The organism is Franconibacter pulveris, from assembly GCF_056780215.1.
Window position 1 is genome coordinate 2,632,995 of sequence record NZ_CM165555.1, and the last position, 14,867, is coordinate 2,647,861.

A 14,867-nucleotide genomic window follows, 5' to 3' on the forward strand; every position below is an offset into this window, starting at 1 on the left:
CTCAAGGAGAGTGCATGTCTATCACGGCAAAGTCCGTTTACCGTGACACGGGGAATTTTTTTCGTAATCAGTTTGTTACTTTGCTGCTGATTGCTCTGCTCTGTGCCTTTATCACCCTGATTATCGGGCACGTTTTTACGCCCAGCGAAGAAGAACTCTCTGTGCTGAGCGAGGGGGATAATCTGGCGGGCAGCGCCAGCTTGTTTGAACTGGTGCGCAATATGACGCCGGAGCAACAGCAGGTGCTGTTGAAAACTTCGGCGGCATCGACGTTCGCCGGGCTGTTTGGCAATGCGATACTCGCAGGCGGCGTGCTGCTGGCTATCCAGTTAGTTTCCGCAGGCCAGCGCGTCAGCGCGCTGCGGGCGATTGGCGCCGCCGCGCCGGTGCTGCCGCGCCTGTTTATCCTTATCTTTCTGACGACTTTCCTTGTGCAAATGGGGATTATGCTGGTGGTTGTGCCTGGCGTATTGCTGGCGATTGTGCTGGCTTTCGCGCCAGTCATGCTGGTGCAGGATAAAATGGGCGTTTTCGCCGCCATGCGCAGCAGCATGAGCCTGGCCTGGCGGAATATGCGTCTGGTGGCGCCCGCGGTTATCGGCTGGTTGATGGCGAAAACGTTTCTGCTGTTTATCGCGCCGGCTTTCGCCGCGCTGACGCCTAACATCGGCGCGATTATCGCCAATACGCTGAGCAACCTTATCTCCGCCCTGTTGCTCATCTACCTCTTCCGTTTATATATGCTTATTCGTCAATAAACTTCCGCCCTCCCGGCTTGCGCGTTATAGTCGGGAGGTCGCCTTTTACGGAACCGAAGTATGAAGCAGTTACTCGACTTTTTACCCCTGATTGTCTTTTTCGTTTTTTACAAGCTCTACGATATTTTCGTGGCCTCCGGCGCGTTGATTGTGGCGACCGCTATTGCGCTGGTTTACAGCTGGTATAAGTTCCGCAAACTCGAAAAAATGACGCTGGTGACCTTTGTGTTGGTTGCGGTGTTCGGCGGTTTAACTATTTATTTCCACAATTCTGAATTCATTAAGTGGAAAGTAACCATCATTTATGCGCTGTTTGCCGGTGCGCTGTTGATAGGCCAGTGGGTTATGAAGAAGCCGCTGATCCAGAGCATGCTCGGTAAAGAGATAACCTTGCCCGAAAGCGTCTGGGCGCGCCTGAACCTCGCCTGGGCAGCCTTTTTTATCGCCTGCGGCCTGCTCAATATTTATGTCGCTTTCTGGCTGCCGGAGAGCGTATGGATGAACTTTAAAGTCTTCGGCCTTACCGTCCTGACGCTGATTTTTACCCTGTTAAGCGGCGTATATATGTATCGCCACATGCCTGCTGAAGAGAAATAATCCTTGCTGCTTATCCTCTTTTTCTTCAAGAAGATAAGCGCATAAAAAAATGATTAAAGCACGCTTTCACTTACCAAAAACGAAGCGTGCTTTTTTTCATCCCTTTTTCGGGGATTGCTTTCCGTTGAATCTGAACTGCAGTCCAGAGATCTGTTAGCGCGAGCTTCTCGCAAAACGGCTCGGCTCACCGCCAGACGACTCGGTTATGCTACCAACCCGCAAAACTGCGGGAAACGCTTCAGGGCGACGATATTTACAGGCATACCCTCGTAGCCGATGCGGAAGGCTGGTTCTGTGGCGTCATCGTTATCAATTCTCTTATGCCTGCCCATGACCATAGCGCGTGGTGCGTAATATCGGCGCGGGTAGTGCGCCTCGTAAAAAATTCATTGCGCTTTAAGCCCTTTTTAGCCGCTAAGCGGATCGTACTTATTACGCAGGCGTTACCCTTTTCTTTCTAATTATTTTCAGAGGCGCGCATCGCCTCTTTGTTTTTCCCACCTTTATCCTCTTTTCGTCGCGCAATGTTATGATGCCGCAAGGACGGTTACCGGCATGGCCTCGCCGCCCCTTCTGAAAATAAAAATTGATAAGCCATCGAACGGAAGAAGAGCAATGACGACACAATCCGAAGCGCCACAGGGTGAACTGGTTTTAAGAACGCTGGCTATGCCTGCCGACACCAATGCCAACGGCGATATTTTTGGCGGCTGGCTGATGTCGCAGATGGATATGGGCGGCGCGATCCTCGCAAAAGAGATAGCCCAGGGGCGCGTGGTGACGGTACGGGTTGACGGCATGACCTTTCTGCGCCCCGTCGCGGTGGGCGATGTGGTTTGCTGTTACGCGCGTTGTGTAAAACGGGGCAATACGTCAGTAACGATTAATGTTGAAGTGTGGGTCAAGAAGGTGTCGTCGGAGCCTATCGGCCAGCGTTATCGCGCAACAGAAGCGCTGTTCATTTATGTCGCAGTGGATCAGGAGGGCAAGCCCCGCCCGCTACCGCAAGCCAGTTAAGCCAATAAAAAACCTCCCCGAAGGGAGGTTTTTTTACTGCATCGTCGCTCCGCCATTCATGCGAAAGACAATATTCACTATCAATCCCTGTCCCGGTTTACCTGGCTCATAGCGCCACCTGCGCATGGCGGTCTTCACTTCGCGTTCAAACATGTTGGCAGGTTTCGCGGAGAGGACCTGAATATTTTCCACGCTGCCGTCCGCCGCGACGTCGAATTTCACGCGGACCTGACCTTCCATACGTAATGCATAGGCGCGGGCCGGGTACTGCGGCTGATTGCGGCTCACGGCGCGCGGACCGCTCGGCGCAGCTTTAGCTGGTGCGGCCTGAGCAGGTCGCGAAGCCGTAACCGGACGGCTCGGCGCGTTATTTTCAAATGGCGATGCCGGGCGCGGCTCGGCGGGCTTCACTTCACGCTTAGGCTGCTCCTGCACCTTTTTCACCGGCTTCGGTTTTGGCTTTGGCTTGGGTTTCGGTTCTGGTTTATGGATGACCACCGGCGCCTCTTTTGGCGGCTCCGGTACCGGCTCCGGCTCGGGTTCAGGTTCAGCAACCGGCTGTGGCGGCGGCTGCACGACCTCCGGCTGTGGAGGCTCCAGTTCAGCAGGCGTTACCATCGTGACCGAAATAGGCTGAGAAGGAGCAGGCAATTCAACAACCTGATGTACCGAGGTATACAGCAACCCCGCCACTACGGCGCCATGGATAGCGACAGAGAGCAGAGTCGGCCATGGAAAGCGACGAGGTAAATCAAGGGCCATTGAAGTCATAATCGTTTCAGTGAATGAATGAAGCCTCAATTTTAAATGCAAATAGCAATCATATTCAACAACGCATCCTGACTTCGCTCGCAAGGAATGTTTAACCGCCTGTTTTATCCGCAATGTTGTTATGGCCTTTCAGGGGTTATTAACTTTGCGTTGCAGTAAGGCCCGGTTTCACATAACGTAATTTTCTTCTGGATTTCTGCTTAGGAGTTATGCCCGTGCTTTATGTTATTTACGCTGAAGATGTCGCGGATTCGCTGGAAAAAAGATTATCGGTTCGCCCGGCGCACCTGGCGCGCCTGCAACTGCTGCATGATGAAGGCCGTCTGCTTACCGCAGGCCCCATGCCCGCAGTAGATAGCAACGATCCGGGAAAGGCGGGCTTTACCGGCTCAACGGTCATTGCCGAGTTTGAGTCGCTGGAAGCCGCGCAGGCCTGGGCGCAAGCAGATCCTTATATCGCCGCAGGCGTTTATAAAACCGTCGCTGTAAAGCCGTATAAAAAGGTTTTCTAGGATTAAAGTAATTCCCTTTATATACATTGCGTTATCATAGATAAAGCGTAACGATAACCAGGTTAAGGGCACAATTGAGTATACAAGATATTAATTGTGCCCATTCCTGAAACTGATGGCTGGCAGAGAAACGCCTCCACGCGCGTGGAGGTCAAGACGGAGCGGCCTATTGATTATCTGATTCAGGCTGTATGCTCTTTTGCCTTGCCCCGAGTTTTAAATGCTGCCCAGGCACTCCTGAGAAGCCTGTTAGCTGGCATCTCAACCAGCTTAAACGACAAGACTGAAACCACTATCGCCAGTACCAAGCATGAAAGGATGTATATGAGCACTTCAATAGGGTTATCCTTACCTGGGTGCATTATTTCAATCAGCTTGGAAACAATCATCCAGTGGAACATGTAGAAAGAGAATGACGCTTCACCAAGGAGTATTAAATATCTGTTTGCAAGGATGCGAGAGATAATCCCGCCATTAAACGCAAACGCGATAACGATAGAAGTCATGCAAGGGATATACAAAATGTCATATTTAACATTCATATTAGCCACATGGTTTGTTGCTACATAAATTGTTAATGCCAGAAACAAAAGCGACCCCATCTCCATTGCGCTACAAACCACGACTTTTGGAGTAACTGGCTTTGCAAGAAATGCTCTACATATGATAATTCCAAGCATGAAGTCACTAATCCTAAAAATGGGGTTTATATAGAACAACCAGTGGAGTGAAACTCCTGAAGGTGGATACACAAGGAAATAAATGTTGATTGCCTGAACGGCGGAGAAGGTGAACAATAGGTGTTTAGTTTTGCATTTAACAAGCAGACAAAAGCAAAGATAGAAGAACATCTCGCATGAAATGCTCCATGATACAGGATTAAACGAAAAGTAATAGCACGCATCAGGTATGAAAGATTGAAGCAGGAACGTATTATAGAGTAAAGCTTCTTTGTTTGTCGCTTCCCAATTTTTTGTGTAACCGAATAAAAGCAGAACACATACCAGCGAGACAATATGGACAGGGAATAGTCTAGCCAAACGATAAACAATAAAGTCTTTGTTGCTAAATCCCCCCTCGGATAAATGCCTGCTAAAACTGTAATTGATAATAAATCCGGAGAGGATATAGAAGAAAGTTACGCCTACATACCCATTAAAGAAGTACTTAGATGTCTCGTTAAATTGCGGAATGGAAGATTGCGAAAGAATCCCTAAGTGGCTCAAAAAAACCCCAAGCGCGGCGAACATCCTAAGGGATGTAAGACTATGAATTACATTGTTATTTTTTGACATGACACTGCCAGAGCATAAGATATTTCTGGCAGATTAGTTTCATAGAAAGGTTATGTCAACGCCACATTAGTTAAAACTCTTGCACGTCTGCGCTTGCTGAAATACTCAACTTAGGTGTCGGCGATCCCTTAACACCTATCAGTTTTACTTTAAGTACACTGCCGCTTGCTTTGGGAGCAGTAGGGTTTGGCGCTACAGGGTTTATACTCCAGTCTCGACAGAAACACCTCCACGTACGTGGAGAAGACTCAGTGAGCAGCCAGCGGGGAATGGAGATCTGCGAAACACCTTCACGTTCGTGGAGAAAGCCCTTCATTCCGTCCTTCACCGTGAGGCCAAACAGCATCATGCCCATCACTATTCTCTTTCCATAGCTGATTGCGCGAACTTATCAAAAAGCGATCACATATCAGTCACCGAGAGGGAGACTTGCGAGGTATTGCGCGCAAAAAATCCACCGGAGCGTGCATCTTACTTTTGGTTCTGTCGATCAATATCCGTTGTAATGCTACACTGCTGCCCTTTCCGAATTCGCTGATTTTTATAATGTTAAAGTTATTCGCCAAGTACACGTCGATAGGTGTCATTAACACGCTCATTCACTGGGTGGTATTCGCTTTTTGCATCTATGTATTCCACACAGGACAGGCTCTCGGTAACTTCGCCGGGTTCGTTGTGGCTGTATCATTCAGCTTCTTCGCCAATGCCAGGTTCACATTCAAATCATCGACTACAACCATGCGATACATGCTCTATGCAGGCTTCATGGGAACTCTTAGCGCCATTGTCGGTTGGTGTGCAGACAAATCAGGTATGGCCCCTATCATCACGTTAATCGTGTTTTCCGCAATCAGCCTGGTGTGCGGGTTCATTTACTCTAAGTTCATCGTGTTTAGGGAAGAAAAATGAAAATCTCTTTGGTTGTTCCTGTCTTCAATGAAGAGGACTCGATACCTATTTTTTATACAGCTGTTCGTGAATATGAAGCTTTTCAGGAATATGATGTAGAAATAGTTTTTATAAACGACGGCAGCAAAGATGCAACGGAGTCTATTATAAACGCTCTTGCTGTTTCAGACCCACTTGTTATCCCCCTTTCCTTCACAAGAAACTTTGGCAAAGAGCCCGCTCTTTTTGCGGGTCTGGACCATGCGTCCGGAGACGCAATAATCCCAATTGATGTAGACCTACAGGACCCAATTGAAGCGATCCCACCAATGATTAATAAATGGCGGGAGGGTGCGGATGTGATCCTTGGTAAACGCGCTGACCGGTCAACTGATGGGCGCCTGAAGCGTAAAACTGCTGAATGGTTCTACAAACTCCACAACAAAATAAGCAATCCCAAAATTGAAGAAAATGTTGGTGACTTTCGGCTCATGAGTCGCGAGGTGGTAGAAAATATCAAGCAGTTGCCTGAGCGTAACTTATTCATGAAAGGCGTACTTTCATGGGTTGGTGGCAAGACTGATGTTGTCGAATACATACGTGCAGAACGGGTTGCTGGTAGCACTAAATTTAATGGGTGGAAGCTGTGGAACCTGGCACTTGAAGGAATAACTAGCTTTTCAACTTTCCCACTTCGGATGTGGACCTATATCGGACTGTTTGTTGCAAGCTTGTCTTTTTTATACGGCGCATGGATGATCATAGATACACTAGCATTCGGTAATCCTGTGCGAGGATATCCATCTCTGCTAGTTTCAATCCTTTTTCTTGGCGGCGTGCAGCTTATAGGAATAGGTGTACTGGGTGAGTATATAGGCAGGATTTATGTGGAAACAAAGCAAAGGCCAAAATATCTACTCAAGGAAAGAAAAAATGCCAAATAAAGTTGATCTTAAACCAATTTATCATTTATGGATAATAGGCTTTATATATATACTGCCGTTACTGATTACAAATAGCCCTTATTATGATGACATTGGCAGATCAGTTTATGGCTATTTCTCATGGGGAATAGATGGCAGGCCTTTTTCTGATATAATCTTTGAAACTATAGACCTCGGGTCGCCAGCAACGGACATTGCGCCATTCCCGCAGATTTTAGCCATACTTATAATGACCACCCTGTGTTATTTTATTCATAGATATCTTAACCCGGAGCATAGTCTAGGGTGGTTGGTATTCACGCCAATTTTTCTGAGCCCGTTTTTTATTCAAAATCTTGCATTCAGATTTGACTCGCTGACTATGTCTTTGTCAGTGGCGATAGCAGCCTTACCACTTTTCTTTATGCGTAAAACAAAGGCAAAACTATTCGCGGTTTCCGCCCTCTGTGCCTTTACATCTTTGTCGTTGTATCAGGCCTCGCTCAGCGTATTTATGGCAGCAGTTTGCTTGTACACCCTTTTCTCTATTAAAAAAGGCTCAGACCCTTACAATATATTGGCTGACGCTTCCATAGCAGCTTTAGGGATGGTTACTGGATACATAATATACTCTCAAGTAATAGTACCCTTCTTTGTAACCAGTGATTATGCTAATGGCTATAATCAAATAATTAGTAGTGTCGCAGAGTTGTATAACAATATATCGGTGACGATAAACGTATTGAGTTCATTTTTTACTGGCACAATAGCGATTGTATTCATCGTTATTGGTTTGTTGGCTACTCTTGGACTCATAAAGTTATTGACAATTACATCTAAATCAACATTATCAAATGGGAGAAAAGCGGTCAGCTTACTGCTTATTATTGCAAGCCTGGCAGTAATTTTGGCATGTATTCCAGGCCCGGGGTTAGCCCTTAAGTCGATGCCTATAGGTCCGAGAGTTTTTGTAGGTTTTGGTTTCTTCATTTCAACCTTACTGGCGTTAATCTCTTTCATTTCAACGAGACATCAATGCAAGCTTAATGTTATTTATTGCCTTCTCGCAGTTGTTTCATTCTCATACATGGCCACATTCACGAACGCCATGAAATCTCAGGACAAATTGGCGGATAGGATCGTTTATGGAGTGACGAATGATATCGTAAAAATTGGCTACAATAACATCAAAACGATTACTATAGACGGGAAATCGCTTTACTCGCCTATTGCCGATAAGGCCATACAAAAATCCCCTCTAATGAAGCAAATCATTCCTTCTTATTTTGATGGCCCGCTGGCATGGGGCATAGTTAAGATGACTGAGATTTACTCGGGAAAAGAACAACCAGCGCCTGCACGGCAAAATGAAATAGTTGCTGGAATATGTGAGATGCAGTTAATCACTGATGCTGGCCTGTACAAGACATACTTTAGCAACGGAGATTTGGTTGTTTCCTTTGCGTTCAGAGAATGTAAGTAAGAGAAATCCAGTACGAGCTTTAGCGTACAGATTAAAAAAGAAATGAGGCGGTTTCCCGCCTCTTATCCTAAAGAACATTGTAGAAAGCCCCACTTACCACAGAGCTTGGCTTCTATCCAGCACCGGACGTTTTTCAAAACAGAGTTTAAACCTATTTGATGACTGTTTAAGTATGCCACACAATCCTGTCATTCACATTTAGCGACTATCCGACATAAGCTATCTGCCAATGAAGAAGAACGGTATGCCTAAAGCTCGTTTTACAGAGCATAAACTCATACGCGTAATTAAGTCGGTTGAAGCCGAACGAACTGTTAAAGATGTCTGCCGGGAGACCGGTGTCTCTGAAGCTATTCACTCCAACAGGAAGTCCAAATAAGGCGGCATGAAAGCTTCTGATATTAAAAAAATCATGGATTTTGATGAAGGGAACTAACGTCTCAAACAGATGTTTGCCGGCCTGAGCCTTTATGATTGGGTGCTAAAGTCGTTATCGAAAAAAACCTTAAAACTAGACTTTAAACATGAACTGGTCACATCTGATAACCACATTCGGACTCAGTATCCGTCAGGCCTGCCGCAGTCTCAATCTGAGCAGAACGGTTTACCATTACCGTGCGCATATCATATGTGACGTCCCTGTTATCACCGCATTGCACACGGCGGCAGAACAGGAAATTTTCCGATGCTTTTTCATGTTCCGCGGAGACAGAGATACTTGTGGATCCACAAAAGGATCTACCGTATTTACTCTCTGCTGAAGCTAAATTATCGCCGTAAGGGCAAATAACTGCTCCCGGTGCGTAATCCCTCGTCGCTGGCACTAAGGAGGCGCAGAACCAGAGCGGGTCTGTCAATTATATGCATGATGCCCTGATCTATAGTCGTCATGGTTTTAGCGTAGCAGTTTTTTTTGGTATGGAACTCATCCTAAAAACCGGATGACAGTAAAAATGATTTTTTAATTTCCGATGAATTGAACGGGCACAGCATAGCAAAAATCTGTCTGTGCCCTTCTTTAATACTTGCTTTCGCACCCATGACCTGGCTCGGCCGAGGTGATTCTGTTCGCACCGTTTTGACGCGGCGCAGGAGCCACACTTATTTACGGTCAGGCTTATCGCTAATCTTCTTCTTGCGAGAAGTTAGCCAGTCACGGATGAAAATCACGGCCAGCAGAAACAGCCAACCGATCTGGTAACTCTTTTCCAGCGTCACAACGCACTCTCCTGAAGATATCTTTAAATCCCGGCATCATTTCTCGTCTCGCCATAGAAACAGACGGATTCTTTGTTAATGGCGCAACCGCTGATGCTGTATAGGTACAGGATTTATCGGCTCAATCCTGGCGCGCTTTATAGCTGTTCCTGGTTCGCGCTGCCTTTTATAAAATGTCGTCGAGTGGGGAATAAGGGATTTTAAGGAAGATGACCTTCTGCTAAGCCATACATTTTTTGTCGCATTCAGGCTGAAGGCGCGTCGCTCGGCATGCCGCCAGGTTGTTGGCGTTAGGGGAAAATGAGATGAGAACGTTTTCGGGCACCGCAGGACGGTGCCCTTCTCTTTGGCTTATCTGTCATGAATGGCAAACAGCAAAGCATTACGCTGGCGATTGATAGTGCATTTGCGAATGGCGTGAATACGCATATTGCGTCGCGATTGCGCTTCCAGCCAGCGCGCCTTACGCCGTTGAGACTGCCGCAGCATACGCCAGCGTCCAACTTCCGTTCTACTACGCCTCATTTCAACTACTCTTGACTTATAACAGAGCGGCCATTATAGCCCCTTCGCATCGCCAGACCAGCGCTTTTCTGTTTGAGGACGGCCCGGTTCTGCGTACACTCACTACAACGCGGATTTTAAAGGATTAATTAACTATGACAACCTTCTACACCGTGGTGAGTTGGCTGGTCGTTATAGGCTACTGGTTACTGATTGCGGGCGTGACGTTGCGCATCCTGATGAAGCGCCGTGCGGTTCCTTCCGCTATGGCGTGGCTGTTGGTTATCTACATCCTGCCGCTGGTCGGGATCATCGCCTATCTTTCTTTCGGCGAACTGCATCTGGGCAAGCGCCGGGCCGAGCGCGCGCAAGCGATGTGGCCCTCCACCGCCAAATGGCTTAACGATTTAAAAGCCTGCAAGCATATTTTTGCTGAAGAGAACAGCCCCGTCGCCGCCTCGCTGTTCCAGCTGTGTGAGCGCCGCCAGGGCATTGCGGGCGTGAAAGGCAACCAGCTCCAGCTGCTGACCGACTCCGATGATGTCATGCAGGCGCTTATCCGCGATATCCAGCTCGCCCGACACAACATTGAGATGGTTTTTTACATCTGGCAGCCGGGCGGCCTGGCGGATCAGGTAGCGGAGTCGCTGATGGCCGCGGCGCGGCGCGGCATACACTGCCGCCTGATGCTTGATTCCGCAGGCAGCGTTACCTTCTTTCGCAGCCCGTGGGCGGGCATGATGCGCAACGCGGGCGTGGAAGTGGTGGAAGCGCTTAAAGTTAACCTGATGCGTGTTTTTCTGCGCCGTATGGATTTACGCCAGCACCGCAAGATGGTCATGATCGATAATTACATCGCTTACACTGGCAGCATGAATCTGGTCGATCCGCGCTTTTTCAAACAGGACGCGGGCGTTGGCCAGTGGGTAGACTTAATGGCGCGCATGGAAGGCCCGGTGGCAACGGCCATGGGCGTGGTTTACTCTTGCGACTGGGAAATTGAAACCGGCAAGCGCATCCTGCCGCCGCCGCCGGATGTCAATATCATGCCTTTCGAGCAGGCAAGCGGCCATACCATTCATACTATCGCTTCCGGGCCCGGCTTCCCGGAAGATTTGATTCATCAGGCGTTGCTGACGGCGGTTTATGCTGCGCGTGAATATCTCATCATGACCACGCCCTATTTCGTGCCCAGCGATGATTTGCTACACGCTATTTGTACCGCCGCGCAACGCGGCGTCGATGTCAGCATCATTTTACCGCGCAAGAATGATTCGCTGTTGGTAGGCTGGGCGAGCCGCGCCTTTTTTACCGAGCTCCTCGCGGCAGGCGTAAAGATTTACCAGTTTGAAGGCGGTTTGCTGCATACCAAGAGCGTGCTGGTGGATGGCGAATTAAGCCTGGTCGGCACCGTGAATCTGGATATGCGCAGTCTGTGGCTCAATTTCGAGATTACACTGGTAATAGACGACGCTGGTTTTGGCGGCGATCTGGCGGCCGTGCAGGATGACTATATCTCCCGCTCGCGGCTGCTTGATGTGGCGCGCTGGAACAAAAGGCCGCTGTGGCAGCGCGTCGTGGAGCGACTGTTTTACTTCTTCAGTCCATTGCTGTAAAACGTGCGCAACGTTATTGAGTGGGGTATCACAATGGAAATGGATCTGAACAACCGTCTTACGGAAGACGAAACGCTTGAGCAGGCCTACGATATTTTTCTGGAGCTGGCGGGAGATAACCTCGACCCGGCGGATATCATCCTGTTTAACCTGCAATTTGAAGAGCGCGGCGGCGCAGAGTTGTTTGATCCTGCTGAAGACTGGAGCGAGCACGTCGACTTTGACTTAAACCCGGACTTCTTCTCGGAAGTGGTGATTGGCCTTGCTGATACCGACGGCGGCGAAATCAACGATATTTTCGCCCGCGTGCTGCTGTGCCGCGAAAAAGATCACAAAATTTGCCATATCCTCTGGCGTGAATAAGCGGCGCGGCCTGGCCGCGCTACTTCTCCCCAACCGCTCGCCGCATGCTTTACAGTACTTCGCTGTATCTTCATGCCCGGTTGCGTGACAGCCCGGGCATCGTCTTTTGTGGCGTTTGCTTTGTAAATCGGCCGTCATCTGCGACGTTAATATTCCCGTAGGGATAGCGATGACCGAGTAGCCAATCAGAATCAGCGCCGAAGCGATAAGCCGTCCCGAAGCGGTATGCGGCGTAATATCGCCATAGCCTACCGTCGTCACCGTGACGACCGCCCAATATACCGAGGTGCCAAGAGTCGTAAAGCCGCTGTCGGCGCCCTCAATGCCATACATCAGCGCGCCCGCCACGACCATGACGATGCCAATAAACGCGTAAAAGAGAATCAACTGATGCCGGGCATTTATGATGGCGCGCCAGATGCTGTCGAGCGCGGGCATAAAGCGCAGCAGTTTTAGAATACGCAGTACGCGAATAGCCCGCAGGGCGCGCCAGGCGAAAAAGTAGCTGAAGGTGAATTCAGGCCACAGCCACATAATGTAAAGCGGCAACAGCGTCGCGAGATCGATAATCCCCCAGAAGCTGAAAACATAGCGCGCAGGCTGCGGCCAGGTAAAAACCCGCAGTAAATATTCCAGGGTGAACGCCAGGGTAAACGCCGTTTCGAGCAACACAAACAGCCGCCACTGGCTGTAGTTCAGATGATACTGGGTGCCGATGCCCGATTCGATAAACACCACTACTACGCTCAGCAAAGCGAGCAACCCGCAAAGCGCTTCGACATAACGCCCGCTGCGAGTGTGCTGATCAAACAAAAAGCGCCAGAGCGCGCGGCGAAATGATAAATGCGTCCTTGTCATCTGTGGCCTCCGGAATAAAAAAGGGCTGACATGATGTCAGCCCTTGCGCTTAAAGCGGGTCCACCTTCAGACAGGAGACGGCATGCCGAAAGCTCCCCTCCAGTACCGGACGCGTTTTCGCGCACTCCGGCCCGGCCATCGGGCAGCGGGTGCGAAACACGCAGCCCGAAGGGGGATTAATAGGCGACGGAAGCTCGCCTTCCAGCAGTTGGATAGTCTTATTCTTCTCCAGATCCGGGTCCGGGATAGGCACCGCTGACATCAGCGCCCGCGTATACGGGTGCAGCGGGTTATTATATACCTCATCATAGGTGCCAAGCTCCACCGCATGTCCCAGATACATCACCAGAACGCGATCGGAGATATGTTTTACTACCGCCAGGTCGTGGGCGATAAAAATAAGCGACAGCCCCATTTCGCGCTGCAGTTTTTGCAGCAGATTGACCACCTGAGCCTGAATCGAAACGTCCAGCGCGGACACCGGTTCGTCGCAGATAATCAGCTTAGGTTCCAGGATAAGCGCGCGGGCAATGCCGATACGCTGGCATTGTCCGCCGGAAAACTCGTGAGGATAACGATTGACGAGGTTCGGCAGCAGCCCCACCTTCATCATCATCGCCTTCACGCGGTCGCGAACGTCCTGGCGCGGCATTTGCGGATAATAAGTGCGAAGCGGTTCGGCAATGATTTCGCCGATCGTCATTCGCGGGTTCAGGGAGGCCAGCGGGTCCTGGAAAATCATCTGAATATCGCTGCGAACGTCGCGCCACTCTTGCGGCTTCATGCCGAGCAAATCCTTGCCAAGCCATGCCACCCGGCCGCTGGTGGCTTTCACCAGGCCGATGATGGCCCGCGCGAAGGTGGATTTCCCGCAACCAGACTCCCCCACCACGCCCAGCGTTTCGCCTTCATAAAGGCGCAGCGTAACGCCATCTACCGCTTTCAGGGTTTTAGGCGGCTGCCAGAACCACTGTTTGCCGTCTTTGATATCAAAGTGCACTTTCAGATCGGCAATTTCGAGCAACACTTTTTTCTCTTCAGCAACGGCGCTCATGCTAACTCCTCCACCGGCTTATAGCAGGCGCGTAAACGCCCTGGCGCGAACTCCATCAACGGCGGCGCGCTATTACAGATTTCCATCGCATGCGGGCAACGAGGCTGGAACGGACACCCCTTCGGCAGCTTCAACAGGTTTGGCGGGTTGCCCGGAATAGTAAGCAGCGACTCCCCTTCCGCATCCAGGCGCGGCACCGCGTTCAGCAGGCCAATGGAGTAAGGATGCGCCGGATGATAGAAAACATCGCGCGCGCGGCCATATTCCATCGTGCGTCCGGCATACATCACCAGCACTTTATCGCAGATGCCCGCCACAACGCCTAAGTCATGGGTAATCATGATAATCGCGGTGTTGAACTCACGCTTGAGTTCGTTAAGCAGCGTCATGATCTGCGCCTGAACGGTAACGTCGAGCGCGGTGGTCGGTTCGTCGGCAATCAGCAGTTTCGGGCGGCACAGCAGCGCCATCGCAATCATCACCCGCTGGCGCATACCGCCGGAAAACTCATGCGGATACATGCGCATGCGCTTACGCGCCTCCGGCATTTTGACTGCATCCAGCATGCGAACGGACTCTTCAAACGCCTCCGCTTTGCTCATGCTTTTATGTAGCATAAGCACTTCCATGAGTTGTTCGCCTACGCGCATGTAGGGGTTCAACGAGGTCATCGGATCCTGGAAAATCATGGAAATCTGTTCAGCGCGCAGCTGGTTCAGCGCTTTCTCCGGCAGATTAAGGATCTGTCTGCCATCAAACGTCGCCGAACCGCCGATGCGGCCGTTGGCGGCAAGCAGCCCCATTAACGCGAACGCCGTCTGGGATTTGCCGGAGCCGGATTCCCCCACGATGCCCAGCGTTTCACCGGCGCGCAGGCTAAAGTTCAGGTCGTTAACCGCCGTGACATCGCCATCAGGCGTGGCAAACGTCACCCGCAAGTCTTTCACTTCCAGCAGTGATGGCGTTTGCGTGCCAGCGCGGGTGATATCGGTAATTTCAATCGTGCTCAT

Annotated in this window: 14 protein-coding genes and 2 pseudogenes; 10 read left to right on the forward strand and 6 right to left on the reverse strand. The window is 50.0% G+C overall.

Features of this window, described 5'->3' with window-relative positions; translation table 11 throughout:
- The first annotated feature begins 14 nt into the window (after positions 1-14).
- The 3 genes from ACU4F7_RS12450 to yciA all read left to right on the forward strand — a co-directional run bounded on the left by ACU4F7_RS12450 (position 15) and on the right by yciA (position 2,372).
- Positions 15-758 (forward strand): YciC family protein, encoded by a 744-nt coding sequence (locus ACU4F7_RS12450; RefSeq protein ID WP_024556103.1) that lies wholly within the window; start codon positions 15-17, stop codon positions 756-758.
- A gap of 60 nt (positions 759-818) precedes the next feature.
- Positions 819-1,355 carry a septation protein A gene (locus ACU4F7_RS12455; RefSeq protein WP_024556102.1) on the forward strand — a complete coding sequence of 179 codons (537 nt, stop codon included), beginning with the start codon at positions 819-821 and terminating at the stop codon, positions 1,353-1,355.
- A gap of 615 nt (positions 1,356-1,970) precedes the next feature.
- Positions 1,971-2,372 carry an acyl-CoA thioester hydrolase YciA gene (gene yciA / locus ACU4F7_RS12460; RefSeq protein WP_024556101.1) on the forward strand — a complete coding sequence of 134 codons (402 nt, stop codon included), beginning with the start codon at positions 1,971-1,973 and terminating at the stop codon, positions 2,370-2,372.
- 33 nt (positions 2,373-2,405) lie between these two features.
- Here the strand turns inward: yciA and tonB are convergent, their stop codons facing one another.
- Complete coding sequence (gene tonB / locus ACU4F7_RS12465) at positions 2,406-3,134, reverse strand: TonB system transport protein TonB (protein WP_029591522.1); 729 nt, start codon at positions 3,132-3,134, stop codon at positions 2,406-2,408.
- Between the two features lie 224 nt (positions 3,135-3,358).
- Between tonB and ACU4F7_RS12470 the strand changes: the two genes are divergently transcribed.
- The gene (locus tag ACU4F7_RS12470) at positions 3,359-3,655 is read left to right on the forward strand and encodes a YciI family protein (protein WP_024556099.1); all 297 of its coding nucleotides are present in this window, start codon (positions 3,359-3,361) and stop codon (positions 3,653-3,655) included.
- Positions 3,656-3,837: 182 nt separating this feature from the next.
- Here ACU4F7_RS12470 and ACU4F7_RS12475 read toward each other — a convergent pair whose 3' ends face one another.
- Entirely contained in the window at positions 3,838-4,950 is a 1,113-nt protein-coding gene (locus ACU4F7_RS12475; protein ID WP_481637039.1) for an acyltransferase family protein, read from the reverse strand.
- 546 nt (positions 4,951-5,496) lie between these two features.
- Here ACU4F7_RS12475 and ACU4F7_RS12480 point away from each other — a divergent pair.
- The 4 genes and pseudogenes from ACU4F7_RS12480 to ACU4F7_RS12495 all read left to right on the forward strand — a co-directional run.
- Positions 5,497-5,859, forward strand: a complete 363-nt coding sequence (locus ACU4F7_RS12480; RefSeq protein WP_481638728.1) for a GtrA family protein — start codon at positions 5,497-5,499, stop codon at positions 5,857-5,859.
- Positions 5,856-6,782: a glycosyltransferase family 2 protein gene (locus ACU4F7_RS12485; RefSeq protein WP_481637040.1), complete on the forward strand. Its 927-nt coding sequence runs from the start codon at positions 5,856-5,858 to the stop codon at positions 6,780-6,782. The genes ACU4F7_RS12480 and ACU4F7_RS12485 overlap by 4 nt, the downstream gene beginning before the upstream one ends.
- The gene (locus tag ACU4F7_RS12490) at positions 6,772-8,244 is read left to right on the forward strand and encodes a glucosyltransferase domain-containing protein (protein WP_481637041.1); all 1,473 of its coding nucleotides are present in this window, start codon (positions 6,772-6,774) and stop codon (positions 8,242-8,244) included. Before ACU4F7_RS12485 ends, ACU4F7_RS12490 begins: the two co-directional genes overlap by 11 nt.
- Before the next feature lie 244 nt (positions 8,245-8,488).
- Positions 8,489-9,174 (forward strand): annotated as a pseudogene (locus ACU4F7_RS12495) (transposase); the annotation flags it as partial.
- Positions 9,175-9,813: 639 nt separating this feature from the next.
- Here ACU4F7_RS12495 and ACU4F7_RS12500 read toward each other — a convergent pair.
- Positions 9,814-9,987, reverse strand: coding sequence for a YciY family protein (locus ACU4F7_RS12500; protein ID WP_125454196.1), 174 nt, complete (start codon positions 9,985-9,987; stop codon positions 9,814-9,816).
- Between the two features lie 134 nt (positions 9,988-10,121).
- Here ACU4F7_RS12500 and cls point away from each other — a divergent pair, with 134 nt between their 5' ends.
- Positions 10,122-11,582, forward strand: coding sequence for a cardiolipin synthase (cls, locus tag ACU4F7_RS12505; RefSeq protein ID WP_481637042.1), 1,461 nt, complete (start codon positions 10,122-10,124; stop codon positions 11,580-11,582).
- Positions 11,583-11,615: 33 nt separating this feature from the next.
- A complete protein-coding gene (locus ACU4F7_RS12510) occupies positions 11,616-11,945 on the forward strand; it encodes an HI1450 family dsDNA-mimic protein (RefSeq protein WP_024553069.1) in 330 nt (109 codons plus the stop codon).
- 30 nt (positions 11,946-11,975) lie between these two features.
- Here ACU4F7_RS12510 and ACU4F7_RS12515 read toward each other — a convergent pair.
- The 3 genes and pseudogenes from ACU4F7_RS12515 to oppD all read right to left on the reverse strand — a co-directional run.
- Positions 11,976-12,803 (reverse strand): annotated as a pseudogene (locus ACU4F7_RS12515) (ion transporter); the annotation flags it as partial.
- Positions 12,804-12,852: 49 nt separating this feature from the next.
- Positions 12,853-13,857 (reverse strand): murein tripeptide/oligopeptide ABC transporter ATP binding protein OppF, encoded by a 1,005-nt coding sequence (oppF, locus tag ACU4F7_RS12520; RefSeq protein WP_029591519.1) that lies wholly within the window; start codon positions 13,855-13,857, stop codon positions 12,853-12,855.
- Entirely contained in the window at positions 13,854-14,867 is a 1,014-nt protein-coding gene (oppD, locus tag ACU4F7_RS12525) for an ABC transporter ATP-binding protein (RefSeq protein ID WP_024556095.1), read from the reverse strand. The genes oppF and oppD overlap by 4 nt, the downstream gene beginning before the upstream one ends.

Bases quoted from the DNA above. Each gene is read 5' to 3' on its own strand.
- ACU4F7_RS12450 (WP_024556103.1), top strand. From the start codon at position 15: ATGTCTATCACGGCAAAGTCCGTTTACCGTGACACGGGGAATTTTTTT.
- ACU4F7_RS12455 (WP_024556102.1), top strand. From the start codon at position 819: ATGAAGCAGTTACTCGACTTTTTACCCCTGATTGTCTTTTTCGTTTTT.
- yciA (WP_024556101.1), top strand. From the start codon at position 1,971: ATGACGACACAATCCGAAGCGCCACAGGGTGAACTGGTTTTAAGAACG.
- tonB (WP_029591522.1), bottom strand. From the start codon at position 3,134: ATGGCCCTTGATTTACCTCGTCGCTTTCCATGGCCGACTCTGCTCTCT.
- ACU4F7_RS12475 (WP_481637039.1), bottom strand. From the start codon at position 4,950: ATGTCAAAAAATAACAATGTAATTCATAGTCTTACATCCCTTAGGATG.
- ACU4F7_RS12480 (WP_481638728.1), top strand. From the start codon at position 5,497: ATGTTAAAGTTATTCGCCAAGTACACGTCGATAGGTGTCATTAACACG.
- ACU4F7_RS12485 (WP_481637040.1), top strand. From the start codon at position 5,856: ATGAAAATCTCTTTGGTTGTTCCTGTCTTCAATGAAGAGGACTCGATA.
- ACU4F7_RS12490 (WP_481637041.1), top strand. From the start codon at position 6,772: ATGCCAAATAAAGTTGATCTTAAACCAATTTATCATTTATGGATAATA.
- ACU4F7_RS12500 (WP_125454196.1), bottom strand. From the start codon at position 9,987: ATGAGGCGTAGTAGAACGGAAGTTGGACGCTGGCGTATGCTGCGGCAG.
- cls (WP_481637042.1), top strand. From the start codon at position 10,122: ATGACAACCTTCTACACCGTGGTGAGTTGGCTGGTCGTTATAGGCTAC.
- ACU4F7_RS12510 (WP_024553069.1), top strand. From the start codon at position 11,616: ATGGAAATGGATCTGAACAACCGTCTTACGGAAGACGAAACGCTTGAG.
- oppF (WP_029591519.1), bottom strand. From the start codon at position 13,857: ATGAGCGCCGTTGCTGAAGAGAAAAAAGTGTTGCTCGAAATTGCCGAT.
- oppD (WP_024556095.1), bottom strand. From the start codon at position 14,867: ATGAGCACGATTGAAATTACCGATATCACCCGCGCTGGCACGCAAACG.